Origin of the sequence: Neorhizobium tomejilense (genome assembly GCF_964254135.1) — a bacterium.
In the GTDB taxonomy this organism is placed as follows: Bacteria; Pseudomonadota; Alphaproteobacteria; order Rhizobiales; family Rhizobiaceae; genus Neorhizobium; species Neorhizobium tomejilense.
In genome coordinates this window covers 1,629,511-1,653,224 of the sequence record NZ_CAXUSO020000001.1, presented here as the reverse complement: position 1 = coordinate 1,653,224, position 23,714 = coordinate 1,629,511, and the positions used below count along the sequence as shown (strand labels likewise).

General features: G+C 59.6%; 33 protein-coding genes. 25 read left to right on the top strand and 8 right to left on the bottom strand.

Going from position 1 to position 23,714, the window contains the following annotated elements; translation table 11 throughout:
- Window positions 1-159 precede the first annotated feature (159 nt).
- The 16 genes from ACSQ3G_RS08515 (at window position 160) to ACSQ3G_RS08440 (ending at window position 13,247) form a co-directional block, all read left to right on the top strand.
- Entirely contained in the window at window positions 160-1,080 is a 921-nt protein-coding gene (locus ACSQ3G_RS08515; RefSeq protein WP_436109697.1) for an HK97 family phage prohead protease, read from the top strand.
- Between the two features lie 24 nt (window positions 1,081-1,104).
- Window positions 1,105-1,470, top strand: coding sequence for a head decoration protein (locus ACSQ3G_RS08510; RefSeq protein WP_436109696.1), 366 nt, complete (start codon window positions 1,105-1,107; stop codon window positions 1,468-1,470).
- Window positions 1,471-1,497: 27 nt separating this feature from the next.
- A complete protein-coding gene (locus tag ACSQ3G_RS08505; RefSeq protein ID WP_436109695.1) occupies window positions 1,498-2,508 on the top strand; it encodes a major capsid protein in 1,011 nt (336 codons plus the stop codon).
- Between the two features lie 77 nt (window positions 2,509-2,585).
- Complete coding sequence (locus tag ACSQ3G_RS08500; RefSeq protein ID WP_436109694.1) at window positions 2,586-2,930, top strand: hypothetical protein; 345 nt, start codon at window positions 2,586-2,588, stop codon at window positions 2,928-2,930.
- Between the two features lies 1 nt (window position 2,931).
- Window positions 2,932-3,519, top strand: coding sequence for a hypothetical protein (locus ACSQ3G_RS08495; protein ID WP_436109693.1), 588 nt, complete (start codon window positions 2,932-2,934; stop codon window positions 3,517-3,519).
- 1 nt (window position 3,520) lies between these two features.
- A complete protein-coding gene (locus tag ACSQ3G_RS08490) occupies window positions 3,521-3,901 on the top strand; it encodes a hypothetical protein (RefSeq protein ID WP_436109692.1) in 381 nt (126 codons plus the stop codon).
- A gap of 9 nt (window positions 3,902-3,910) precedes the next feature.
- Window positions 3,911-4,273, top strand: a complete 363-nt coding sequence (locus ACSQ3G_RS08485; protein ID WP_436109691.1) for a head-tail joining protein — start codon at window positions 3,911-3,913, stop codon at window positions 4,271-4,273.
- The gene (locus tag ACSQ3G_RS08480) at window positions 4,273-4,737 is read left to right on the top strand and encodes a hypothetical protein (RefSeq protein ID WP_436109690.1); all 465 of its coding nucleotides are present in this window, start codon (window positions 4,273-4,275) and stop codon (window positions 4,735-4,737) included. The genes ACSQ3G_RS08485 and ACSQ3G_RS08480 overlap by 1 nt, the downstream gene beginning before the upstream one ends.
- An 11-nt stretch (window positions 4,738-4,748) precedes the next feature.
- Window positions 4,749-5,528, top strand: a complete 780-nt coding sequence (locus ACSQ3G_RS08475) for a hypothetical protein (RefSeq protein WP_436109689.1) — start codon at window positions 4,749-4,751, stop codon at window positions 5,526-5,528.
- Between the two features lie 34 nt (window positions 5,529-5,562).
- On the top strand, window positions 5,563-6,186 hold the full coding sequence (locus ACSQ3G_RS08470; RefSeq protein WP_436109688.1) for a hypothetical protein: 624 nt from the start codon (window positions 5,563-5,565) through the stop codon (window positions 6,184-6,186).
- A complete protein-coding gene (locus ACSQ3G_RS08465) occupies window positions 6,186-8,513 on the top strand; it encodes a hypothetical protein (protein WP_436109687.1) in 2,328 nt (775 codons plus the stop codon). The genes ACSQ3G_RS08470 and ACSQ3G_RS08465 overlap by 1 nt, the downstream gene beginning before the upstream one ends.
- Window positions 8,513-9,058, top strand: a complete 546-nt coding sequence (locus ACSQ3G_RS08460) for a hypothetical protein (RefSeq protein ID WP_436109686.1) — start codon at window positions 8,513-8,515, stop codon at window positions 9,056-9,058. The genes ACSQ3G_RS08465 and ACSQ3G_RS08460 overlap by 1 nt, the downstream gene beginning before the upstream one ends.
- Window positions 9,055-10,920 (top strand): hypothetical protein, encoded by a 1,866-nt coding sequence (locus ACSQ3G_RS08455; RefSeq protein ID WP_436109685.1) that lies wholly within the window; start codon window positions 9,055-9,057, stop codon window positions 10,918-10,920. The genes ACSQ3G_RS08460 and ACSQ3G_RS08455 overlap by 4 nt, the downstream gene beginning before the upstream one ends.
- Window positions 10,920-11,135: a hypothetical protein gene (locus tag ACSQ3G_RS08450; protein ID WP_436109684.1), complete on the top strand. Its 216-nt coding sequence runs from the start codon at window positions 10,920-10,922 to the stop codon at window positions 11,133-11,135. The genes ACSQ3G_RS08455 and ACSQ3G_RS08450 overlap by 1 nt, the downstream gene beginning before the upstream one ends.
- 73 nt (window positions 11,136-11,208) lie before the next feature.
- Window positions 11,209-11,487, top strand: coding sequence for a hypothetical protein (locus tag ACSQ3G_RS08445; protein ID WP_436109683.1), 279 nt, complete (start codon window positions 11,209-11,211; stop codon window positions 11,485-11,487).
- Between the two features lie 83 nt (window positions 11,488-11,570).
- Window positions 11,571-13,247: a hypothetical protein gene (locus tag ACSQ3G_RS08440; RefSeq protein ID WP_436109682.1), complete on the top strand. Its 1,677-nt coding sequence runs from the start codon at window positions 11,571-11,573 to the stop codon at window positions 13,245-13,247.
- On the opposite strand, the gene ACSQ3G_RS08435 is transcribed toward ACSQ3G_RS08440, so the two are convergent.
- Together ACSQ3G_RS08435 and ACSQ3G_RS08430 are read right to left on the bottom strand one after the other, a co-directional pair.
- Window positions 13,244-13,594, bottom strand: a complete 351-nt coding sequence (locus ACSQ3G_RS08435; RefSeq protein WP_436109681.1) for a ParB/Srx family N-terminal domain-containing protein — start codon at window positions 13,592-13,594, stop codon at window positions 13,244-13,246. The two genes, ACSQ3G_RS08440 and ACSQ3G_RS08435, sit on opposite strands and share 4 nt — an antisense overlap.
- A 40-nt stretch (window positions 13,595-13,634) precedes the next feature.
- Window positions 13,635-14,279 carry a hypothetical protein gene (locus ACSQ3G_RS08430; RefSeq protein ID WP_436109680.1) on the bottom strand — a complete coding sequence of 215 codons (645 nt, stop codon included), beginning with the start codon at window positions 14,277-14,279 and terminating at the stop codon, window positions 13,635-13,637.
- A gap of 340 nt (window positions 14,280-14,619) precedes the next feature.
- Between ACSQ3G_RS08430 and ACSQ3G_RS08425 the strand changes: the two genes are divergently transcribed.
- The 5 genes from ACSQ3G_RS08425 to ACSQ3G_RS08405 are packed head-to-tail and all read left to right on the top strand — an operon-like array spanning window position 14,620 to window position 16,359.
- Window positions 14,620-15,111, top strand: a complete 492-nt coding sequence (locus tag ACSQ3G_RS08425) for an N-acetylmuramoyl-L-alanine amidase (protein ID WP_436109679.1) — start codon at window positions 14,620-14,622, stop codon at window positions 15,109-15,111.
- A gap of 1 nt (window position 15,112) precedes the next feature.
- Window positions 15,113-15,451 (top strand): hypothetical protein, encoded by a 339-nt coding sequence (locus tag ACSQ3G_RS08420; protein WP_436109678.1) that lies wholly within the window; start codon window positions 15,113-15,115, stop codon window positions 15,449-15,451.
- Window positions 15,448-15,705, top strand: coding sequence for a hypothetical protein (locus tag ACSQ3G_RS08415; protein ID WP_436109677.1), 258 nt, complete (start codon window positions 15,448-15,450; stop codon window positions 15,703-15,705). Before ACSQ3G_RS08420 ends, ACSQ3G_RS08415 begins: the two co-directional genes overlap by 4 nt.
- Window positions 15,698-16,078 carry a hypothetical protein gene (locus tag ACSQ3G_RS08410; protein WP_436109676.1) on the top strand — a complete coding sequence of 127 codons (381 nt, stop codon included), beginning with the start codon at window positions 15,698-15,700 and terminating at the stop codon, window positions 16,076-16,078. Before ACSQ3G_RS08415 ends, ACSQ3G_RS08410 begins: the two co-directional genes overlap by 8 nt.
- Window positions 16,075-16,359, top strand: coding sequence for a hypothetical protein (locus ACSQ3G_RS08405; protein ID WP_436109675.1), 285 nt, complete (start codon window positions 16,075-16,077; stop codon window positions 16,357-16,359). The genes ACSQ3G_RS08410 and ACSQ3G_RS08405 overlap by 4 nt, the downstream gene beginning before the upstream one ends.
- 168 nt (window positions 16,360-16,527) lie before the next feature.
- On the opposite strand, the gene ACSQ3G_RS08400 is transcribed toward ACSQ3G_RS08405, so the two are convergent.
- Both ACSQ3G_RS08400 and ACSQ3G_RS08395 read right to left on the bottom strand, forming a co-directional pair.
- Window positions 16,528-16,809, bottom strand: a complete 282-nt coding sequence (locus tag ACSQ3G_RS08400; RefSeq protein ID WP_436109674.1) for a hypothetical protein — start codon at window positions 16,807-16,809, stop codon at window positions 16,528-16,530.
- Window positions 16,806-17,384, bottom strand: coding sequence for a hypothetical protein (locus tag ACSQ3G_RS08395; RefSeq protein WP_436109673.1), 579 nt, complete (start codon window positions 17,382-17,384; stop codon window positions 16,806-16,808). The genes ACSQ3G_RS08400 and ACSQ3G_RS08395 overlap by 4 nt, the downstream gene beginning before the upstream one ends.
- 298 nt (window positions 17,385-17,682) lie before the next feature.
- Between ACSQ3G_RS08395 and ACSQ3G_RS08390 the strand changes: the two genes are divergently transcribed.
- On the top strand, window positions 17,683-18,105 hold the full coding sequence (locus ACSQ3G_RS08390; protein ID WP_436109672.1) for a hypothetical protein: 423 nt from the start codon (window positions 17,683-17,685) through the stop codon (window positions 18,103-18,105).
- Between the two features lie 167 nt (window positions 18,106-18,272).
- On the opposite strand, the gene ACSQ3G_RS08385 is transcribed toward ACSQ3G_RS08390, so the two are convergent.
- Window positions 18,273-18,584, bottom strand: coding sequence for a hypothetical protein (locus ACSQ3G_RS08385; RefSeq protein WP_436109671.1), 312 nt, complete (start codon window positions 18,582-18,584; stop codon window positions 18,273-18,275).
- A 138-nt stretch (window positions 18,585-18,722) separates the two neighbouring features.
- On the opposite strand from ACSQ3G_RS08385, the gene ACSQ3G_RS08380 reads away from it, so the two are divergent.
- Window positions 18,723-18,956, top strand: a complete 234-nt coding sequence (locus ACSQ3G_RS08380) for a hypothetical protein (protein ID WP_436109670.1) — start codon at window positions 18,723-18,725, stop codon at window positions 18,954-18,956.
- A gap of 353 nt (window positions 18,957-19,309) precedes the next feature.
- On the top strand, window positions 19,310-20,554 hold the full coding sequence (locus ACSQ3G_RS08375) for a hypothetical protein (protein WP_436109669.1): 1,245 nt from the start codon (window positions 19,310-19,312) through the stop codon (window positions 20,552-20,554).
- Window positions 20,555-20,572: 18 nt separating this feature from the next.
- Here the strand turns inward: ACSQ3G_RS08375 and ACSQ3G_RS08370 are convergent, their stop codons facing one another.
- The 3 genes from ACSQ3G_RS08370 to ACSQ3G_RS08360 form a co-directional block, all read right to left on the bottom strand.
- The gene (locus ACSQ3G_RS08370; protein WP_436109668.1) at window positions 20,573-21,325 is read right to left on the bottom strand and encodes an SOS response-associated peptidase; all 753 of its coding nucleotides are present in this window, start codon (window positions 21,323-21,325) and stop codon (window positions 20,573-20,575) included.
- Window positions 21,326-21,401: 76 nt separating this feature from the next.
- Complete coding sequence (locus ACSQ3G_RS08365) at window positions 21,402-22,088, bottom strand: hypothetical protein (RefSeq protein WP_436109667.1); 687 nt, start codon at window positions 22,086-22,088, stop codon at window positions 21,402-21,404.
- Window positions 22,089-22,194: 106 nt separating this feature from the next.
- Window positions 22,195-23,384, bottom strand: a protein-coding gene (locus ACSQ3G_RS08360; RefSeq protein WP_255760215.1) for an IS3 family transposase whose coding sequence is annotated in 2 segments (ribosomal slippage) — window positions 22,195-23,135 and window positions 23,135-23,384 — 1,191 coding nt in all. Because the reading frame shifts where the segments join, the coding sequence is not laid out codon by codon here.
- 140 nt (window positions 23,385-23,524) lie between these two features.
- Between ACSQ3G_RS08360 and ACSQ3G_RS08355 the strand changes: the two genes are divergently transcribed.
- Window positions 23,525-23,680, top strand: a complete 156-nt coding sequence (locus ACSQ3G_RS08355; RefSeq protein ID WP_436109666.1) for a hypothetical protein — start codon at window positions 23,525-23,527, stop codon at window positions 23,678-23,680.
- The last annotated feature ends 34 nt before the right edge of the window (window positions 23,681-23,714 follow it).

Below are 23,714 nucleotides of genomic sequence, written 5' to 3'. Positions count from 1 at the left end.
GAAATGACAGGAACAGGACAACGTAGGGGCATCGATCTCAGCCGTCGCGCGCATGACGGCCTCTCTGCGTCTGTCGACCGGTCCACCAACTCCGTTCCCCTAGTCATCACTACCGAACACCCGGTCCGCACATGGATACCGAATCCAGCAGTCGTGACGATGACGGCGGCTGAAATCGAGGCCAGCGACATCTCGTGGATCGAAGTGGACGAGGTCCTGCTCACCACTGGCATGGACTACAGCCGCACCTTCCGCATGCCGCTGCTCGACAACCACAACACCCATAGCGGAATCGATTCGATCCTCGGCCGCGTCGACAATATCCGCGCTGAGGGTGGCAAGATCATCGGCGTCGGCGTCTTTTCGGATCGCCACTCCTGGCTGGTCGCCGAGATCGAGCGCGGGTTCTTCGGCCAGATTTCGGCGGGCTACTGCGTCCACGAATACGAGATCATCGAACGCGAGCACGACGTCCCGCTGGCAATCGCGGTGAGATGGACGCTGCACGAAACTTCGGTCGTCCCCGTCGGTGCCGACCCCAATGCGACCGTGAGAGGAGAGCGCAGCTTTCCCCTTCCCTCATTCCGGAAGCGCGCCGCCGATCCCAACACACAGGAGAAAAAAATGGAACTCGAAGAACTCGTAAAAGCAGCCGAGTCTGCCGTAGACGCCGTTGTGGCAGCAGCTGACGAAGGCGCTTCCGAAGAGGTCGTGGCTCGCGCCAAGGCGCTACGTAAGCTCCGCGCAGAAGGCGACGAACTCATCGACGAGGAAGATGCCGCTCGCGCCGAGGGCGATGACGCCCTGACAGCCACCGAAGAGAAAGAAGCCGATGACCTCGAAGCGTCGGCCCGCTCACTTAACAAGGCGCTCGGCGACCAGGTTGCCGGGATGCGGAAGTTCCGCGCCAAGCCTGCCGAGATCAGGGCAGCCGTTCGCAAGGTACTGGCATCTGGCATTTCGACGTCGGCCACCCGTTCCGCTGACCTGACCCCGGTCAAGCCCGCCGCAAAGGCTCCGACGCCCACCCTCAATAGCAATGAAATCTTCGCCAAGCGCGCGAAGTGGATGGGCCGCTAAGCCCTCGAAACCCGGAGAATCCAAATGGCAGAAATCATCGAAAAAGTCCGCAACGAGGAGTTCCTTCTGGACGAAGCGAACGGCGACATCTCCCGCGGCACCGTCAGCCTGAAGTCCGGCTCGAAATACATCTCGGGCTCCGTCCTCATCGCCGTTGGCGCGACATACGAGCAGTTCACCGACGCCGCTCTGACGGCCGACGCTGACGCCGATGTCGTCATCCTCGCCAGGCACACAGACGCCACCGGCGGCGTGAAGAAGGCAGGCGTCATCAGGCATCACGCAGCGGTCAAGAAGGACTTTCTGATCGTCGCCGCCACCGGAGCGACCCTGGCCACCGCCGTCGCCGCTCTCGAAAAGAAACAGATTGCAGTCCGAGCGACGGTCTAACGGACGCCGGGAACAGGAGAAACACCCATGTCAGATAACATTCTCGCCGCCGCGGTAGACAACGGCTCCTTCGAAATGGAGACCATGACTGCCTATATCAACCACATCGACGTCGAGCCGCCCAAGTTCGCGACGCTCATCGAGTGGGAAGAAAAGGGCATCAACACAGTTGCCGCAGCCGTCGAAGAAAAGAACGGTCGCCTCCGAATTCTCCAGTCCTCGCCTCGCGGAAGCGAAGCCCAGGCAGCTGGCGGCACGAAGAGAAAGGTCCGCCACTTCGAGGTTCCGCACTTCGTCGAACAGGACGCCGTCCATGCGTCGGAAGTCCAGGGTGTCAGGCAGTTCGGCAGCACCGACGCGCTCGAGACTGTGGAAGTCAAGCGCAACGAGAAGCTCGAAGCGATGCGCAAGAACCACGAACTCACCGCCGAGTACGGCCGTGCGGGTGCGGTTCGCGGCGTCCTCTACGATGCCGACGGCGAAGTCCTCCAGGACTGGCACGATCCATCCGGATTCAACACTCCCCGCACCGAAAGCGTGATCGACATCACCGATCCGACACTCGACCTGCGCGTAGCGCTGATCCAGGCCAAGCGTAAGTCCGAGGTCCACCTCGGCGGTTACATGGTCCGCGGTTTCAAGCTGATGTTTTCGCCCGAGATGTTCGACGCCTTCATCGCGCACCCGTCGCTCAAGACCATGTACGAGCGCTACCTGGAAGGCGCGATGCTGCGCAACGATCCCCGCAAGGGCTTCAAGGTCACCGACAACATCGAGGTGTTCTCTTACGAGCCGAACACGCTGAACGGCGTCGAGTTCATCCCGAACGACACGGGCTTCCTAGTCCCCGACGCGCCGGGTCTGTTCAAGGGTCGCTACGCACCGGCCGACACGCTCGAGACCGCGAACACCATCGGACTGGCGTTCTACGCCTTCACGACCGATGTGACCAAGCGTGCGATCAAAATGGAATCGGAATCGAACGCCCTGTTCTTCTGCGAGTCCCCGTCCGCGATCGGAAACATCAAGTGGTCCTAAGTGCCGCTTGATCAGAAGGACGGCGCGCTGCTCTCCCCAGCGCGCCGTCCATTCATTCACTAGCAAGGTAGTAGCCAATGTCCGATCGCGGCGTCGTCATCACTCCGATTTCCAAATCCCCGAACTTCGACGCGATCCAGGTCATGAACTTTGACAACTTTCGCGTCCGCAAGCTCACGCTGCCCTCCGGAGACGCCGAGCAGCTCGTACTCGGCGAAGACACCGAGCTGGTCAAGGTACGCGTCGCGATCACCACCGATGACGAGCTGCCGTGCGTTTTGATGTCGAGGTCTCCGATAGCCGCAGAAAGCTGGCCGCTCGATCCAGGCGTGCACGACTGGGGCGTTGTCGGCGGATATCGAACTGTTGCCTTTGCGTATGCTGGAACCGGGACAGCAACCGTCCACGTCCTGGAGGCGTGATATGTCGTTCGGTTTCGTGCCATTGCCCTTAAAGTCTGGTCCCACGGCCGCAGAAGTGCAGGCCCTGATCGGGACCGCGCTCAATGCGCAGGACGGCAAGACGGGCTGGGTGAGCGGCGGCGTCGTGAATCTGGCGGGTAACAACTTCGTCGACCTCGTCGGCATCCCGGTCGAAGCCAACGCGGTGCAGATCAGCCTCCAGGGCATTAGCACGACCGGGACATCATCGATGTACGTCCAGGTCTTCAACGCCTCGCAGACCCTTGTCACTGCATCTGCATACTACGGCTACCTGAACAATCTTGCCGGAACGGCCGTCACGTCTTTTTCCCAGAATCCGGGCAACGCCTGCATCGTCGCGGGAAGTCTCCTGGCTGCAAACTTCGTGACGGGGGATGTCGAGCTTACTCGTCACATCGAAACGAGCTTCCTGGTTAAATCGATGATCTTCGACGGCCTTAATCGGAAAATGGACGCTGGTCACGTCACTCCTTCCGTCGGCACGGGGATCACCGGGGTCCGGCTGTTTCTCGGCACCGCTGGCGTCAACTGGGATGCAGGACAAGCCGTGATGAGGTGGAGAAAGTAAGATGTCGGTTCGTAAAGGCAGACGCTACAGCGTAGTCACACAAGAGTACGAAGACTTCGAAGAACCGGATTTCGAGGTCACCGAGATCGTTGTCGTCGCGCCCGATATTTCCGACAGACAATTCTTTCAGCAACTCGCCGTCGAGGGTTACATCTCGGAATCGGAGGCACTCGCGGCCGTCTCGGTCGGCGCACTCCCGGCTGCCGTCGAAGCCATCGTCGGCGCGCTGACGCCTGAGGACCAGTTTTCCGCTCGCATGTTGCTCTCCGGTGCGACGAGATTTGAGCGCGCTCATCCGCTCGTCGAAGTCTTTGCGGCGGCAATCGGCATGACCACGCAACAACTCGACGCCTTCTGGGCGGCGGCCTCGGAACTCTACTAAGGAGGCCCCATGCCCGCGAACCCCTTTCTCTCGATGAACCGCCACCTCCAGCGCGCATTCGCGCACGGCGAACCATTGATCTGGCACCGTCCAGGCGGACCGGTCGGCGGCGATGCGCTGACTGGATGGTACTCCGCGATCTCCGAGGAAGTGAATGCTGACGGCTTCATGGTCATGTCCTCAAAGCCCAAGGCTACGGTTTTCATTGATGACGTCTTGGCGCGCGACCCGTCGCGCGCCGTCCGCGACGTTGACGAACTGTTCCGGAATAACGGCTCCGATACGCTGACTATCGGCGGGAAAACCTACCGCGTCGAATCTTGCAAACATGACGGCTTCAATAAGGTCGACCTGATCCTGTTGGAGACCTGATGGCGCACGTTCGGAAGCAGATGAGAGACGCGGTCATCGCCCGCCTGAAATCCGAATTCGGCGACGAATTCGTCGGCGACGCCGTGCGCCTCATGCGCAGCTTCACCAAGTCCGATCTGCCGTTCGTTGCTGTTGTCGTGTCCGACACCGTGGCTCCTACGGACAACAACCCGCCGGGTTGCCGCGTGGACAATCGGGGTTTCATCATCGCCATCCGGGCGTGCGTTCATGAGGACGACGAGGACGCCCTCGACGTCCTGGACGTCATCGGAACAAGGATCGAGACGTCGCTGGTCGACGGCTCGGTGTTGGGCGTCGGGCGGCTGTTGAACTGGCGTCTCGGAGGCACCGTCGGACCCGAGCCACAGCCAGTCAGCGACGGCACGCTCATCGCCTCGACCACAACGTTCACCGCCGGAATGTTCACATTGGACGCCGACCCGGAAACAAATTTGCATAGCTAAAGGAACCTAAGATGGCTCAACTTCCAATCCGACCGATCACCACAAAACAGCGCCTCATGGGTTGCGTCGTCCTGTTCAAACCAGCTGGCACCGAAAAGCTCATCAAGTTTGGTCCGTGCGAAAGCGTCGAGATCACGCCGAATATCACCCAGGTGCCGAGCTATACCAACGAGTTCGGCGACAGGCGTCTCATCGGCAACTTCACGACGGAGAAGTCCGGAACCATCGGGCTGAACGGCCTCTCCATGTGGACGGAACTGCTCTACCAGGCGCTGTTTATGGCGAACAAGAAGTACCGGACGCAGGCCGCTGTCACTTCTCAGACGATCTCGATCACAGACGTCGCCGTCGGTGACATCGTGCGCATCCCGGCAATCCGTGCGACGGCCGTTACGGTCAGCGACGCAGGTGCAGCGGTCTACGTCGAGAACACCCACTTCACGTACCATGCCAAGACCGGATTGGTGGAGATCGTCGCGCTTCCCGCCGACGCCGAAGCTGATGCGACGGTGACCTACAGCGCCCCTGCAATCACGGAAGCCGACAAGCTCCTGGACCTCTCGGTCATGGAGACCTCGGGCATCCGCGGAGAGCTGCACATCGTTGGGGTGATCGCGGCAGGCCAGGTGGGTAAGGAAACCGAAGTCGTGCTTCACGACGTCGAGTTCATCCCTTCAGGCGCGATCTCGGTAGGCGATGCGGCGAACCTGAATACCGCCACGCTGACGGGCTCGATGTATTCTACCTCGGCCAGCGGTTACGGCTACATGCGCGGGCTGGAGGCCGTCTAAGGCGCTGGCTTCGGCCAGTGCTTAGGGAGGGCCAATGCCGGACACGAACCCGATCACTATTACCGACATTCTCGCCGCCGTTGACGCGACGGCGAGGCATGCCGTGCCGCATGTTCGCGGGACTGTCCGAGGCCTGACAGTCCGAGAAATCCTGCGCCTGGCACGGGCTCACCCGGGCATCGCCGAAATCATCGACCCGTCTCGGGAAATGAACGCATACGAGCTTTACCTGGCCGTCGGACGCAAGGGCGTCGTAGCGATTGTCAGCGCCTCCACCGGTCGCCCGACCTGGCGAGTCGGATTGATGTCCATCAACATGCTGCTGCTCGCCTTTTTCGGCACGCTCGACGTCACGATGGGCGAGCGGTCGATCGACGACTTTTTCACGGAGCACCGTCCGGAAGGCAATGCTCCGCCTGCGGAGCGGCCTGAGAATGGGATCCGCACAACCTCGAGACTGATGACCATGGTCCGAGACGCCGGAGCAGTCACCGCCCGCCTCGGGATCGACGGCCTCGCCCTGTCGCCGCGACGTCTTGCATTCACCATCCGTACTCTGGCCGGGCTTGATCGCACTGCCCGCCAGGCCAGCGCTCTCGCCGTCGCCGCGGGCATGGGTTCCGAAAAGGCGAACGAAATTATTGGGGAGCTGTACTGATGGCGACTATCCGACAGATCGCAACACGCTTCACGGTCGCCGGACTTGGCCACGTCCACACGGCGACGACCCGTTTCGGCGAGCTTGTCTCCAACGGCGCACGGACCGCTGGCACGGCAATTCGTAACTTCTCGTCTGGCTCCGTCCGCCACATCGGAACGGTGAGCAAGGCCATCGCGCGCGTATCGTTCAAAGCGATGCTGACAGGCGGCAAGCTAGCATTCGTAGGTCTCGGCACCGCCGCCGTCGGTGCCGCCGCGAAGATCGGCCTGATCTCGCTTGCCGCGAAGAAGGCCACTGACGAAATGGCGGACTACCTGCGAAAGCTGGACACGCTCTCGAAGCAGTCAGGCGAGTCCGTCGAGAACATTGCGACCCTGCGTTTCGCCGCCGAACAGAATGGCGGCGATCCGGACGAACTGTTGCCAACTCTCGGAACGATCGCCGACCAGTTCGGCGAGATCCGGAAGTCGATCGAAGATGCGGACGCTGCCTATAACAAGACGAGCAACTGGTCGAAGATTGGCCTGATCGCCGCCATCAAGACAGGAGACGCCGACGCTGCCTCGGAAATCATCTCCGCCGCCGACGCCGCGAGAACCGGGTCGCTTACTGGGATATCCGACCGACAGGCGAAAATCCTGCAGGACGTCCAGGCTACGGCCCGTGGCGGCACAGTTTGGAACCGCGGCATAGCATCCGGCATGTCCGAACGAGACCTCGACGCTGCCATGTCGCGCCGACGCCTTGCGCTCGTCACCGAATACAAGTCGCTGGAAGAAGCCAGGAAGAAGGTCGAGGACGGTTTCGGGCCGACAGGCGAAGCGCTGCGCGAGCTTGAAGACGTTGGCCTCGATATGGACATGGCGCTCAAGGGCGGCGTGGACACGCTCTATGCGCTCGCCGACGCCCTCGATAAAATCCCCGACTCCAACCGAAAGCTCGGGATCGCCCAGCAGCTTTTCGGAGAGGATGCAGGTGCCAAGAACCTCGCGCTCCTCGAAGGTGGTCGTGCTGCCATCGATCGGTACCGCCGAGGAATGGAAGACGTCAGCGCACTGCCGACAAAAGAAGACACCGAGCGCGGAACGAGCCTGAAGCGCTCTGAAGGTCGCCGGGACATGGCGCTTCAGGGCGTCAAACTCGATATCAATCGCGGCCTCTCTCCTCTGATGGAAGAGACTAACGACCAACTTGCGGGCTGGCTGTCGCGCAACCGGACGACAATTGCGAAGATGGTTCAGGAGACCTTCGTCGCCGTCAGGACGGTATTTTACGACGTCCTGAAATTCATCGAGGGCAATGACGACTACCAGAGCGCGCTGTTCAAAAAGGGCGCGGACATCCTGAAGTGGTCACGTCAGGTCATCGTCGCCGTCTCTTCCATTGCGTCGACGACGATGCTCGAGGTCCAGAAGGTTCTGTCAGGCGTCGACTCGGATTGGGGATGGCTCAACCGGGTACGGGACGCGTTCGGCTGGATCAAGGCGCTAGCCGTTGACGCTTTTTCGGTTGTCACAGGCGGTCAGGCCGTGAATTTCGGCTGGATGAACGAAGCGAAAGCGGCGTTCACCGACTTCATGAAGCACGTTCGCGAGGCGTGGGCGATGTTCAGGTCGGTCCTGGACGGAATCCACGCGGCGATCAAGCCCGTCCTCGACTTGTTCGGCAAGGACATCACGACAGCCGTTCTGTTCCTCGCAATGCTGAGGTTCACCGGAATCTTGAAAGGCGTCGCGCTCCTGGGTCGCGGCCTGCTCGGCATCTTTACACCCGCGCTCGCGGGTATCGGCACGGCAGCGGCGGCTGCGGCGGGGAGCGTCGGTCTGATCACCGCTGGCTTCGCCGCCGCCTACGTCGCGAGCCAGAAGCTTGTTGGCTATATGGCCGACCAGATCGTCGAGGGCGAGAGCAAAATCCAAGACCTGATCGCCGCCAGAGCGAAGCTTGAAGACGCTGCATATCTCGAGAAGAAATTTGCCTCCCTGCCCGACTCGGAATCAAAGCGCCGCTTCCAGAAGTACAACCTTGGCAAGGGTTACTACTCGGGCGTCAAGCTGGAGAGCGACCAGCGGCGCGAGGACATAGCTTCGTACAACGCCGGGAAAGTGCAGATCATCTCAAGCGAATACGGCAAGGAAGCCACAGACGACGAGAAGGCCTTGGCAGGACGCTGGCAACGAGGCGCTCAGGAGCGCCAGGGCGTCGGCAAGGTCTTCAACGTCAATCTGTCACTCGGCGGCAAGAGCGCGAAGCTATCCGGCGAAGGTGACGACGGCTTTGTTGCCGAACTGGAACGCATGGGCCGTTCGGGAGGGAATTACTGATGACACAACACATCTCGCCGAGCACCCTGATCTGCACCGACCTGGCGATAGGATATCAGTCCGGCATCGACCTGTCCGTAGACATGAAGCCGATAGGGCTTTCTGCTGACATGCGCCGCACATGGAACGGCAGGCTCGTCAATCTCGCTGACCCGGCTTTCAGACTGTACCAAATCGGCATCTCGTCCGGCGAAGGCGAAATCCGTGCGCCCGCATTGTCGCGCCTTTGGCCGGGCGTCGAATTCCAGCTCGTCCCGCCCGCCGAGCTCTCCGACATGATCGCCCCGGGCGGTACGTCGAGGACACTTCAGCGTACTCCCTACATCCCGTCAATCAGGGTTTACGACCTCGCCTTTAATGCAGTGCCGTTCAACGTCGCGGGCAAGGTGATCACCCTCGTATCGCCCGCTGTGACCGCTGTCCGCATCTTCTTCCGCGGCGTCTATGACCTCACGGTCACCGAGCCGTGGTCAGTGAATACCCGCGCCAGCCGCGCCGAGGTTTCGTGGACCCTTGTCTCCGAAGAGACAGGAGGTGCCGCATGATTGGGCTCGTCTGGTTGACCGCATGGGACCAGGTCCTCGACCTCGAAACCGTTGTCGTGGATGACGAACTGGAAGCGTTCTCTGGCACCGTCGCCGAGCGAGAAGAAGGCGACGTCATCGTCCCATACTACACCGTTAGCATCCGCAATCCCGGCATCGGTGGAATTGCGGCGCGCCCCGGCCGATACGCCGCCGTCGTCGAGCGCGATCCCGCGACCGGGGTCGCCGAGGAGCATGCGAGAGGCCGCCTTACCGGTCTACCCACCGAACTCGGCGCTGCCGATTGCACAATGGAATTCCTGTGTGTGCCGCCGGACGAAGACGACGTCCTGCAGGCGACGGCGAATACGCACCGCATTGGCGAAATCGACTACGATCCCGCCGCCCCTCTGGCCGATCGCGAGGCTGCGGAGATGTACGACCCCCTCTTCTTCGACGCGGACGCCACCGAAGACCCGACGACCGTCCTGCTTGCCCGCCGCCATCTCTGGCGCTGGGACCGCAAGACCCTGCTGCCGACCCTCGTGCATCTGACGGACGGGGTGGTAGAGCATCAGGTCAACGACCTCATCGAGGGTACGCTTTCTCTGCGTGTGACGACGCCGCCGAAGGCGATCACGAAGCTACGCCTCATCGCAAGTTGGACGCAGTACGCCAAGGACATCCAGGATTCTAACCGCCTCGGGTCTTTCAGCTCTTTTACCTACCAGGACGTGCTGTCCTCGATCCCAAAGCCAGGCGACAGCATTGGAGCCGACACTGGGTGGACCTTCGACAGCTTTGATGTGTTTTCCTTCCCGCACCCACTGACATTTAGAGTCAAGGCCGACAGCCCCGAGTACGGAGACGCTGCGGGTGGACACCTCGAGCTGCGCCCGCAGATCATCTCGTATTCCTGGCGGGCCGCATTCGACTACGAACAGGCCCGCCAGGAGATCATTGACATCTCGATGCCCGCCGCCGTGCAAGACGTCCTTGGCGACGCGAAGACCGAAACCGTCGAAGTCCTGAACCTCGGACAGCTGAACCTCGATCTGACGACGCCCGAATGGGAGTTCGAGGACCCGGACACGCTTGAAGTCCGGCACTACGCAGTCGGCGACCGGGTCCAGGCCAACGGCCGATGCTATGTTTGCGTCCATGCTCACTATGCGTCGGAAACGTTCGGGGTCTTCGACGAGAGCGACGAGATCTTGTGGGAAGTCACGACGAAGAACGCCGCCCTGCGCGACATGCGCACGGCGAGGTTCGCTGACCTCGATCGCGGCGTCCGCGCCCTGCGCTACGCCATCCGTCGCCTCGATCGTCAGGTCTGCCTCCGCTCCCGCGCCGCCGAGATCTCGTTTGAGGTGCCGTGGGAAACCGCCAAGTCCATGACCACAGCCGATACGGCCCGGGTCGAGCATCGACTGATCCCTGGTGGCGAGGCCGTAGGCAAGATTACGGGTGTCGAACTGAGGATCGGATCGTCGCGTAGCGGACGGATCACGATCCTCGCGCCCATCGGTGACGGCAGCACGCCGCCTGTGGCTGACGATGGTCAGCAGTCGGCTGGCGATGTCGTCTACACTGTCAACTTCGGCCGCCTAAACGAACCCGTGGACGCGCTGGCGCTTGGCGGCATGGCTCCGTACGTCAACGAGATCGTCCATAACGCCGACGAGCAAAAAGCCGCGGCGACCACGGCCTCTTTCGGCAACCTCGACCCGATGGCAGCTATCGGCGCGCTGCCGACCCAGTATCACATCGGCTTCCCGAGTCTCAGGCAGGAAGACCTGTTGCGCCGTCGGGTGTCCGTCACGTGCCTGCCGACCCATGTCCCGAAGGGCATCGACATCGCCCCTGATCTAGGAGAACCTTGATGGCCTCGCAGGTCCAACTCACCCAGAAACTGATCAAATCCCAGCTGTCGAAGTGGGCGGCTCGCCAGCCGAACCGAGCGCACTATGACAGCCGCGGTGGACGCGATAGCGCCCAGACAACTGGGTTGATCATCGGCAGCCAGACGTCCGTCGACTGCTCATATTGCGTCGTCAACACCGAGGTCGACTACACGCCGCCCGCGCCGCCCGAATAATCGTTGGCGCGTCGAATCTTGCAGAGCGCCGTGTGTCACTGGGATCACGCACCACTCTCCGTGAGAAAACTGAATGACCACTCCGAACGACAATTCCTACATTCTCGCCGAGCTGAGGGACCTGCGCCAGGCTCAGCAGAAAACCCAGGTGGAAATCGTCCACAAACTCGCGACAATCGAGGCCAACCTCGCCAACCACGCCGATATCCGCGCCAGAGTCGAAGCTCTGGAAAAGGTAGACGCCCGCCGCGCAGGAGTTCTCGCCGCTATCGCCGCAGTCGCGGGATCGGTCGCCGCGATCGTAGTCGCCGTTGTCGGTGCCTGGGCTAGGTCGGCTCTTCATATCGGCTAACCCGAATGAGTTCCGCCGCCGGCGAAATTTGCATCCCCGAATTGGCCGACCAACGGTCTTTCTCAGTCTGGGGAGACAAATAGATGTATACGAAAAACACTGCCGTCGGCGAGAGAGTAGCGAAAATCGAGGAATTGGGGATTGCAGGTCAGGGCCGACGGTCCGTCGCCAAGGTTCTCGGATGCACGGTCGAGGAAGCCAGGTACGCCCTCGACCTCGTCCGATCAAGGCTGGCGAAGCAACCCGCACCCGAAACAGCGAAGCCGCAGAAACCTGAGAAACCCAAGCCAGTACGCATCTCTGCCATCACGGAAATTGAGGCGAAGCTGAAAACGGGCAAGGTCAATCGCTTCATCTTGACGGCAGCGCAGGACGATACCCCTGTCTTCAAACCCTTCCTCGAAAACCTCGAAGCATACGGCAGCTTCCTCAACGCTCCGCTCCTGATAGCGGGTTACACATATCAGAAGGGTCTCTTCGAGGACCACGCGGCTGCCACGGCCGTCTTCGATCCCGCCCTCCGTGACTACGTCATCTACGACCGCGTCCGCCTTTCGCCGAACATCATGTTCATCGCCGACGCCAACATCCTCCCGACCACCGCCAAGCCTTTGAACGGTTGGGCCACCACAAACCTGGGCCAGCACGTTGTTGTCCCGTCAGCCCGCATCGCCTTGCAGTCGATCCCAAGGGCACAGGGCTTCCCGGCACGCTTCGCCACGAGTACCGGATGCTGCACATTGCCGTCCTATGCGCCCCGAGCCGCTGGACGGAAGAGCATCGCTCGACATACCTACGGCGCGCTCCTCGTGGAAATCGATGTAGATGGAGAAGTGTTCTTCCGACACCTCGTGGCCGACAAGGACGGGTCTTTCCAAGACCTGAACAGCGTCGTGAAGAATGGCATCGTCTCCGACGGATTTCGCGTAGCTGCCATCACCTGGGGCGACATCCATTACGAGCATTTAGACCATGTCATCGCGAGGACGGCGTTCGGCTTCTGCGTCAAGGAAAAGAAGACCATCTGGTCCGACAGTCTCTACGAGCGCCTGATGCCCGAGAACTGCTACTATCACGACAGCCTCGATTTCCGTCGCCGAAACCATCACAACATCCACGACCCGCATCTGATGGCCGAGGTGCATGCATCGGGCAAGGAATCCGTCGAGGAAGAGGTCGCCGACGCCGCCAACTTCATCAACGAGATGCGCAGGCCGTGGTGTCGGTCAGTCATGGTCGAGAGCAACCACGATAGCGCCCTCGCCAAATGGGGCAAGTCCGACGACGGCCGCTATGATCCGGCTAATTCCTACTACTGGCACTGGATCAACTATGCCATCCACGACGCCATCCGTCGACGGGAGTCTGACTTCAACATCGTTGAGTTCTCAATGCGGTCCGCAGGTCTGGCCGACGACGTCGTCTTCGTGCCGTCGGGCGGCTCGGACCTCATCCGGGGCGTCGAACACGGTTTCCACGGCGACCTGGGCATTTCAGGCGCTCGCGGCACCCCGACCCAGTTCACCCGGTTCGGGATCAAATGCACGACAGACCACACGCATACGCCAGGCATCATCGACGACGTCTACACGGGCGGCGTCTCCGCCAAGCTTGACCAGGGCTATAACAAGGGCGGCACCACCTGGGCGCACGCCCACGTCGTCCTCTATTCCAACGGCACGCGGGTAATCCTCGTCCAATCGCCAGACGGCCGGTACGAAGCCACAGGAGATCGGGAGGAGATCAGGCTGGCCGCTTAATCCTCGGCGGCGTGGATGAATGGAAGGGAGTCCTTGTGCGGGATAAGGTATTGCCACACGTTCGGCAGCCCGTCCTTCATCCGACGGTGAAGGCGGTGGTGGCCGTCAACGATACGAACCATTCCATTCTGAAGCTCTACAACCAGGATCGGCTCGTCTCGCCGCTGAATCGTCATGCCATCTATGATGGCCGGATCAGGTTCCACGTAACCGCTGATTCCGTATCGCATGTTGTCGTTAATCGGCGCGTTGTGCGGACCGTATTTGAAGCCGCCCTTCTTCGCGAGTTCTGTCAAACCCGTGACATTGTAAACCAAGCCCTCGAACTGAAAAACTTCAATCGACATCTTTTCCCCCTATGGATCTGTTTAGGGCCAGCCCCGCGGACTAACGCAAGCCCTTCAAAACACCATTGATATAAAAGGCGGGCCATGAACCGAGCGATACGGTCCTAAGGGTAATTTCTTTGCTGCCGACGCTAATAGGATTGTATACCTGAGCACCGGAGGCCGCTGGCACTGGCGAATTTGCTCGGTCTTCTACAACATAAAAATTTGCAGAAGGGGATCCATTCGTGTGGAATGAAACGTAGAAGTGACAAAAATCAAGGCCGTTCACGTATAGTGAAAAAACCCGGAACGTATCATAGCCACCTTCCCTTAGATTTCTCTTTTGAAAGGCGACATGATCATGGAAATTGTCAGCCTCTACGAGCAAGCCTTTTTCTTCCGGGGTGATCTCATTTCCCGTAAAAACACGCAAACCATTTATTTTAAGGTCCGTCAGGGCTTTCAACTCGGGACTTGATAGGTATGCGCTATGAGCCTCCCTGGCTCTCCTCTCGTGCGCGTTCAATATGCCCGCGTAATATTCGCGTCGCTGTTGATCTGCTTCAGCCTGCTTTCGAGCCTGCGCCTTAACCGGGTCCTCCAAGTCCTTGCTTGTTGCTAAATCGTACCCGGTGGTGATCAAACGAAAGATCGTGGAAATTAACAGTACGCCAATGATCACCAACGGGATCGCGAATATCACGTTCCAAACCTTTCAAAGAGCCACTTCAGGCATGTCGAGCATGGGTATCATAGAACTCGGTTATTGGAAGAGCTCTTGAGATGTCCGGAAATTAGACAGTACCGTTCGTTCTAGCGGCTCGAAGACGAAACCAACAGCCTCGACCCGACGTCAGAGCTATCCAACGTCCGCTCCGGAACGCACTCGACCGACAGCGACGCCTTCTCGGAGATGGCGGACTGGGTAATCGCGCGGCTTTTCGTGATACTTTAGACATCTGGCGGACGAAAGGCGGCCACAGAGCCGCCTTTCGCGTTTGTGTCGACTGGTTCCGTTCCGCCGGTCGGCCAATAATTGGGTATTGATCCCGAGTACCCGGCAAATGCGGCCTATCAACACCATCGCAATCCACTGCACCGCCACTCCCGAAGGCAAGGAATACTCCGTCGCGACGATCCGGGGCTGGCACAAGGCTCTTGGTTGGTCGGACATCGGCTACCATTTCATCGTCCACCTCGACGGCACGGTCGACCCCGGACGTTCGATCGAGCAGATCGGCAGCCATGTCGCGGGCCACAACACAGGGTCCATCGGCATCAGTTACATCGGTGGCGTCGCCGCCGACGGAAAGACTGCCAAAGATACCCGGACGCCCGAGCAGAAGACCGCGCTGCGCAAGCTCGTTGCCGACCTCGTGAAGAGGTTCCCTGCGATCAAGGTCGTTAAGGGCCATCGGGATTTCTCTCTGGACAAGGACGGCGACGGCAGGATCACTGCCCGCGAGTGGCTCAAGGCATGTCCTTGCTTTGACGCCGTTCCGGAATACGCCGACCTCTTGAAAAAGGTGGCCTAACATGCAGGGAGCGAATACAGGCGGCTTTATCTATCCCGGAACCTCCGGAAAAACCAACAACATGGCCATCGGGCAATTTCGTCCCGTCTCGCCCGACCGGTACGTTCCCGCCACTCTGAAGCGGATGCGAGAGCAGGTTGCCGATGCCATCGCTCATGAAATCCAGACTCGAAACATCAAAGCCGTCGATATCATCGGATATCTGCCGTCGATCCGGAAAGCTGACATCAATAAATTCCTCGACGGCTACGGCGCGCTACTCGCGGAGCGCAAGCTCTTTCAGATCGGCGAGGCTATCGGTCTCCGCTTTGACGTCACGATCCGAGGTGTATCTCGATGACGCCGAAAGCCAAGCCCTCCACCCGCACCTACTCCAAGCGCCTCACGGCCTGGTGCCTCGTTGCCATCTTCAGCTTGGCGTTCTACGGGATCTCCGTCGGCACGCCCGATCTGGCCGACATTCTGGCGATCGTCGGCAGCACATCCATCGCTCATCAGCTCCTGTACATGGGCATAGGTCATCTGGACCTTCGCTCCCTCGCCTCCGTCGGCGGTCTCCTCGATCTCCGGAGAAAGGGAAAGCCAGATGCTTGACCTCGGAATCGGCTCCTACCTAAAGCTCAGCGTCGCCGCCATCATCGTCGCGGCCGTCGCGTTCGTGGCTTTCAAGTACCATTCCATCTCATCAGAGCTATCCGAAGCTAAGGCCTCTCTGGTTCACTTAGAGGGTGAAAACGCCCGCCTGGTGGACATTTCCAACAGGAACGCCGAAGCGGCACTGAAGGCCGACGCCGACCGTATCGCTGCCGTTGAAGCATTGGAGTACGCGCAGGGTGGGGTCGAGGTGAATACCAAGACGTCGCGTCTCGCCGAGTCTTCAATTGACGCCGCGCCCGCCGCTGATGACGGCGACGTCAGTCCACTGCTCGAGGCCTTGAGGAAGTCCAGGTTCGGAGGCGGAAAATGAAGGCCATGAAGCTTATCGCCTGGCAGGTTCTGATCTCCGTCTTTCTCGTCCTTTCGATGTTGACGTCGTGCACGACGACGCCGCCGAAGACTGTAGTCCAGGTCGTAGAGCGCAAGGTCGAGGTCCCCAGGTCCTTGCTGACCTGCACCGACGAACCCGTCGCGGGAAGCATCTGGCTCAAAGAACGCGACGTCGCCAGGTACCTGGTGAAGCTCGCCGAAGCCGGGCAAGACTGCCGGGTCAAACTGGCTGCCGTGCGCCGTCTCGTCGAGCAGAAGTAATCGCGCCGGCGGCGCTTGTGTCATGTCCCCGCCGACGACATCATCCTAGTCAGCAGACGGTTGCGCAGTCTCCCCGGACATCGCGTCCGCCAGCTGAAACATGTTGCTGTAGATTAGAGGCCGGAGTTCGCTCCGGCCTATTTTTTTGTGGCGCATGAAAAAGGGAGCCTAGTTGGCTCCCTTTTCCTTTTCCAGCTCCGCCTTCCGGGCGAGATGATCAGGTGATCCCCGCCAGAAGTGGTCTTTGGGCAGGATGTACTTCTGTCCGAAAGAGTTGTGATCCCTGAACAGGAATGCAGGTGCAGCCGATCTCTCGATGATCGTGCCGTCAGCGCGTCGTTTCAGAAGCACGATGCGGCTCTGCGTCGCGGCGGGCCTCGTGAACACCGCCTGTGTCGCAGGCGCGTCCTTGGACTTGAGGAAGTCCGCGAATGACTGGGTCTTCTTCATGCTACCCTCCCGAGTTCTGTGAGAGCCTCGGCCGCCATGGCTCGAGCCACCTGATCCGCCGTAGGTTGGATGCCGAGCGTCGGGTGTTCTCGGCCGACCCAACCGACCGTGTAGACGTCCACCTGGGCGATATCAGCCAATACGTCGCGCGTAACGATTCCGCCGAAGAAAACGCGCCTCCACTGATGGCGCAGCCTGGCAGCCTCGTCCAACGGCGGGACATCACTGCTCACGGCCATCATCCAGCCCTTGGCGTCGGCGAAGTCGAGTGCCACCGGACAAGTCAGGAAGTTGACCTCGTACGCTCCGTTCTGAACGACGAACGGCCCACTGAATGACGCGGTCCGACGGTGGACCTCACGTGCCATGACGCCTTCGCGCATGGCTTCGATGGCCTCGGCCGTTGGTGTGCGGTGGCTCTTCGTCCCGGCCCTTGCCGAGTATTGCTTGATTGTCTGCCTGCTCCGACCTATCGCCTCAGCGGCTAACTGGATGTAATCAGGGCCGATCACTTTGTATTGGCTGAGTAGTTTCTTGAAGGCCTTCGCGGCGAGTAGCTTGGTTTCCACGTTCATTCTCCCTCGACGGCAAGTCCGCCTGAAGAAATGGTGCGGGTGTACTTCGCCGTATACAAGTACGCCGATGCGATTTGTTGCTTTCGTCCGTCGAGATCATCTTCTTTGAAACGGACATCAAGGGAGATTTCAAATGTTTGCTAGATTCGTTGCAGCGCTTTCAAGGTTCTTGGCGTCGATCGGGAATGACCTATATCACTCGATCCCTGGAATCCTGAATTTCGGGGAGCAGGTAATCCGCTGGCCGTTTTCGGTCGTGTTCGGGAACGGCGCTTCAAGGCCGCACTTCGCACCCCAGGTGACGAAGTCTGATGTCGTCGAGGACTTCCTTCACGCAAGACGCTCGGCGGCCGCTGTTCATACCCTCGATCGAGACGGTATCGACTCTGTCCTGAGGTTCTGCGCCGCTCATCGCGAAGACCGGCCGACGACGCCGCTGCCTAAGAACCTCGATCCTGCCGTCCGTGTCGCGTTGCGGACCATGGACGACGCCGCCCTGAGGGCGATAGCGACAGCTCCGATCGGTAAGGTGCGAAAGTTCATCGACGGGGTGCCGCATGCAATCCACGGCGTCCCGGAAATCGTGAAGAACAATGCCGCTCCCGAGGCCGAGCAACTGCCGCCTCCGGGGATGACGGAGCATCAGAGGATACTCTGGAAAATCAAGGCTCAGCTCGAAAAGACAAAGGCGAGCGAACCATTCCGAGCCGTCAAGCCGTAACTGTAAGGCCGCCCCTCAAAGGCGGCCTTACTTTTTGGACGTCGTGTTGTCTACCACAAGCCTCGGACGCCGGATCAGCGCCAGCATCTCCGGGTGTCGCTCGGGATGCTCGTACGCGAGGTCGCCGTACTCGCGTCGGAGGAGCTGCCACTCGCGCTCCGTCAGGGTCATTGGGCGCGCGCCGTCAACACTTCGATGACTTCCTGCTGCTGCAAGCACGCCTCGCGGAGTTGCACTGCTTCGGCTTCCAGTTCTGCTACCATTACGGCCGCCTTGCGAGCCAGGTTTTCCATCTCGCGGGCATGAGCCGTCGCGTTCGAGAGAGCATCGCCGTAGCGGCGCGTGTAGACCGCATCGTTGACGGCGTCGAGACCAGCCATGAGGCCTTGGATCGCCGACATTGCGCCGCCCGCGATCATGGCCATGCCCGCCATATTGCCCATTGCTGCCGCGCCTGCCGGATTTCCCAAGTTTGCCATGCCTGCCTCCGTTGTCGTCGGCGAAAAGGTATGCCGGGCTCGCTAGGCTCCGGCAAGTCGACGCTCTGAAAATGGCGATCGGAATATTAACGGACCTCCTGTACCAGGCTGCGCGTTATCCCGAGGTAGGAGGCCATCATGAAGCATCCCAAAATCATCCGCTGGTGGCACGAGAGCAATCACGTCGATCACTCCACGGTCTACGAAAATGAAATCCGGCGGATGTTGGCGCATAGTCCCGTCGAACGAGACCGCAAGTTGGCCGAAGTGCGCCGCCAGCAGCTGAAAAATGCCCCCATATGGAAAGTCTATGCCGAGCTCGCGATGCTAGTCACAATCGGCGTAGTATTTGTCTGGCTGGTGGTGGGTTAGTCGCGCGGCAGCCTTCCCAAGATTATCCGATTCCCCTTTTTGTTGCCGCAAGCCCGACAGCGCAGGCGCTTGGCGACTTCCGATAGGATTATGCTCGATCTTCCGCGCTGCAGGTCCCATCTGTCAAGCCAGGCCTCGCGCTCACATTGGGCGCAGCGGCCTCCGATGCACTCCCAGTCCATCATCGCTCTGACGTCACGGGCAACGTCGTCCAACTCACCAACGTATATCGGTGAGCCTCGGCCCCCTCTTGCCAGATCAATCCCTTTCCGGTGCTTCATGATGTTCCCGTTGTGTTCTCCTTCGGCCCGCGAGTCAACCGTGGTAGCCTCGCGCTAAAGTGGAGGATGTTCGTGGGTCCAATCGCACTATTTGACAAGTCGTTCGTGGAGATGCTCACCGTCGACCAAGCGGTGCTGTTCGACCTGATGTTCTCGACGATCATATCGCCAATCTTCTACGTCGAGGTTCTGGCTGACCTGGAAAAGGACGACCCGAAGACGCGGACCCGGGAAAAAGTCGTGTCTGATTTGGCCCGCAAGACGCCCGTCATGCATTCGTATCCGAATATCTCCCACAGCGCGCTTTGCCTAAACGAGCTTCTGGGCATACCAGTTCCAATGAGGTGCCAGCCTGTCATCGAAGGTGGCATCCCCGTAATGCATCGGGGAAAAATCACACTGGTAAGCGAGCAGACACCCGAATCGAAGGCATTTGATCGGTGGCAGCGCGAGCGCTTTCACGACGTCGAACGGGACTTCGCCGTTACATGGCGAGCGGACCTGAAGGACCTCGACAACGGCGCGCTGGCGACGATCACGAAGAGGGCGTTGCAGATCGACGAGTCACCGAAGAGCCTGGAGCATGCGCTGGCAATCGCGAAGGATGTACTGCGTCGGGACGGCCAGCATTTCCTGAACCTGAAGCTGGGATATTCCTTCCTCGGTCTTGACCCAGCTATGTGGAGAGCCGTGGAGGCGAGATGGAAGGCGTCGGGGCACAAGGCGCTGCCAGACTACGCGCCGTATTTCTCTCATTGCCTGCTCGTCGACATCTTCTTCAATCTCGCGATGACGAAAAAGATGATTTCGCCCGATCGTCCGAGCAACAGGACGGACGTCGCATATCTCTATTATCTGCCGTTCGCCAAACTTTTCGTTTCGAACGACAGGCTGCACCTCCGAGTTGCTCCGCTGTTCTTCCAGGAGGGTCAGATAATGGTGAAGGGCTCGGACTTGAAGGACGATCTGATCGCGCTCGACGAGCATTTCTCCACAGCCTCCGAGGAGGATCGGAAACAAGGGATGTTCAAGCTCGCCTCCCAACCGCCCGACGACGACAAGTTCCTGACCACAAAGCTCTGGAGGGAGTGCGGCCGGTCGACGACCCCCAAGCCAGCGCTGGTCAAGAATGAGGCTCTCACGAAGGAAATTCTCGGACGACTTCACGAGATCACAGCGCTTTCAAAACAACCTCAGCGGCGCGCATTCAGCCGTGCCGAACTCGCAGATTCTGATCAGCGCCTGATCAGACGGATGATCCCTAAGCAATGGGGCAAATGGCAGATCATGCCATCGGACCTGAAGACCGAGGAATAAACGGCTACCTCCTCCCGGCTAGAAAAGCGACGGCTGCGGGTCGTCGGGACCGGACGGTTTCGGCGTCTCGCCCTCTTCGATCTCGACTTCTTCAAGAATATCGCCCGCCTCATATCGAGCGTTGCTCATCTTGCGGCCGATAGGCCACATCGTCATCAGCTCGCTTGGATAAGGTTTCATCAGATCATTGGGATCAGGATCGTCGGACAGCCATCTGTCGTAGTCCCCCGCGTCGAGTATCACGGGCATCCTGTCGTGGATCGAGGCCATCATGCTGTTCGCTTCGCAGGTCACAATCGCGAATGACCGCGTTTGATCGAGAGTCTGAGAATCGCGCCAGAACTCGAAAATTCCGGCCATAGCGAACGGCTTTCCGGAGCGGAGGGCGATGGCATATGGCCGCTTGTTCTTTTTATTCCCGTAGATATCGTGCCATTCGAAAAAACCATCTACGGGCACCAGGCACCGCCGAGAACGGTAGGCGGTGCGGAACATCGGCTTCGCCTTGATGGTGTCACTGCGAGCATTGATCTGCGGTGCCAACGGGGGCTTCATCCATGACGGTACGAGCCCCCATTTCGCCGATACGAAAACGGGGCCGACTTTGCCCGCCCTGTCTTCCTCTTTGACTATAATTGGATAGTCGAGCGACGGAGCGCCGTTTAGTTTGGGAAACTGGTTGCTCAGATTGAGCGCGCCCGCCTGGTCAGCAAACGCGAAGTTCTGCATCAATGTCTGGTAGTCGGAGCGAATAAAAACTCGGCCGCACATACGCGTCTCCTAAACAAGTCCGCGGCAATATTCACTATTTGTTCTATTTGTGCAAGCCGGGCTGAAACTTGAAGGACTAGCCGCGGACCCATTCGCCTCCGAAATGCAGTCGAAGGGCGGCAATCACTTTGTCAAACCGTGCGCGGGCTGAAACCTTTCCGGTGCCCTCACCAATGAGGCCCTCGATGAAAAACGAATATCTGCTCGCTCGGGCAAATTCCGCCATGGTTTCATCATGTGAGATTACAGCGGGTGTCGACGCGATCTGGCCCGTCCGCCCAACCCGAACATAGAGTGCATCCTGCTTCCTTCGGTCGATGTGGCCCTCAGCAATTTTCTCGACGAGCCTGTCGTACTCTGGGTCCTCCACCCAGGCCCAAGTGTGTCCCATCCACTTACCGATCTTCTCATAACAAAGAAGCTCGACCGCAGTGCTAACGTCGCTTGGGAGGTTTTCGCCGTTGGCGATATCCACTTCGATCGCAGCATCGAGTTCTGCAATGTTGTCCCAGTGCATGATCATGTAGTCCATCAGCACACCGACCAGCTGCTTCGCGGTGTGATCCTTGATGGCGCGGCGAACCGCCAAGGTGAAAGGCATGATGTCCTCTTTGACGAGGAAAAGGATGAACGCCTTGGCCGCCTCCTCTTGCGCTATCATAGATATGAACATCCGCGTCGATGATGGCCTGCGGAACTCGATATCGTAGGTCTCCTCAAGCAGGCGGTCGCAATTTGCGATGCAGGCTTTGATGCTCTTCACGAGATCGGATTCGAACGAGGCCCGGGACTGTGTCATCTCAAACCGCTAGCACGGCTTGTCGGCCCCCGACAACGATGTTCCCTGCCGGTGACCTTGCCCCCAAGTTTTATCCAGTTTTGAGTTCGCTCCAGCGGTTTTTGGTTGCTGTATTTGGGGCGGTAGCGGCGGGTTGCGGTGCGGAGCCATTTCGGCTGCGCAGCACCGCATCACGTCGCGGATTGATGGTCTGAGCGAACTCGGCGGGTGTCAGCCAGCCAAGGCCGGAGTGCGGTCGATGATCGTTGTAATCGCTGCGCCAGTTTGAAAGCGCTGATCGAGCGTGGGTCAATGACGAGAAGAGCGTTTCATTCAAGAGCTCGTCGCGCAGCCGACCATTGAAGCTTTCGATGAAGGCGTTCTGGATCGGTTTGCCTGGTGCGATGTAGTGCCAATCGACTTTGGTCCGGTCGGCCCATTGCAGGATCGCGTTGCTGGTGAACTCGCTGCCATTGTCACTGACGATCATCCTGGGTTTGCCACGTTCCTCGATAATCCGATCAAGCTCGCGGGCAACCCGAAGGCCGGAAAGCGAGGTATCCGCGACGAGGCCAAGGCATTCTCTGGTGCAATCGTCGACGACCGTCAAAACCCGGAACCTGCGACCATCGGTGAACTGATCCGACACGAAGTCCAACGACCAACGATCGTTGGACGCCATCGGAACCAGCATCGGTGCTCGTGTGCCTATCGCTCGCTTTCGGCCGCCACGCTTGCGCACCGTCAGCTTCTCCTCGCGATAGAGCCGGAAGAGCTTCTTGTGGTTTACAAGGTGTCCCTCGCGCCTGAGCAGCACATGAAGGCGTCGATAGCCGAAGCGGCGGCGTTCGTGCGCCAACGCCTTCATGCGCTCGCGAAGGCCCTGATCGTCGCTGAGTTTAGTGTCATAACGGATCGTCATCCGGCAAAAACCGATGGCTTTACACGCCCGCCGTTCGCTCATCCCACGTTGGTTCATGAGATGTGCGACAGCTTTCCGCTGGGCTGCGGGCGTCACCACTTCTTTCCCAAAAGGTCTTTCAAAGCGGCATTGTCGAGCATGGCATCCGCCAGAAGCCGCTTCAGCTTCGTGTTCTCGTCCTCCAGCGTCTTCAGCCGCTTGGCCTCGGACACCTCCATGCCGCCAAACTTGGCTTTCCATTTATAGATGCTGGCATCGCTGACACCGTGCTTGCGGCAAAGCTCCGCGACCGGCGTGCCCGCCTCGTGCTCCTTCAGAATGCCGATGATCTGTTCGTCCGTGAAACGGTTGCGCTTCATTCTCTGGTCCTCTCAATGGGCCAGAGCTTACTTCAAAATGGATTATTTCAACGGGGCAAGGTCACCGGCGAAATTGGACAGTCGATATCCGTGTCAAAATATCCTGACGGCGCTGCCATTAGCGCTTAGGGAGAGACATCATGGAATTGCTTCTCGGGCTCTTTGCCCTTCTGTTCGTCGCCTTGAAGTTGACCGGTCACATCAAATGGTCTTGGCCGCTGGTGTTGGCACCGATCTGGGTCCCGCTGTCCCTCGCCGTCATGGCGGGCGTGCTGCTCGGCGCGGCGTCGGTCTGAAAATCCCCGGCTTGGATATCTCGGTCAAGATATC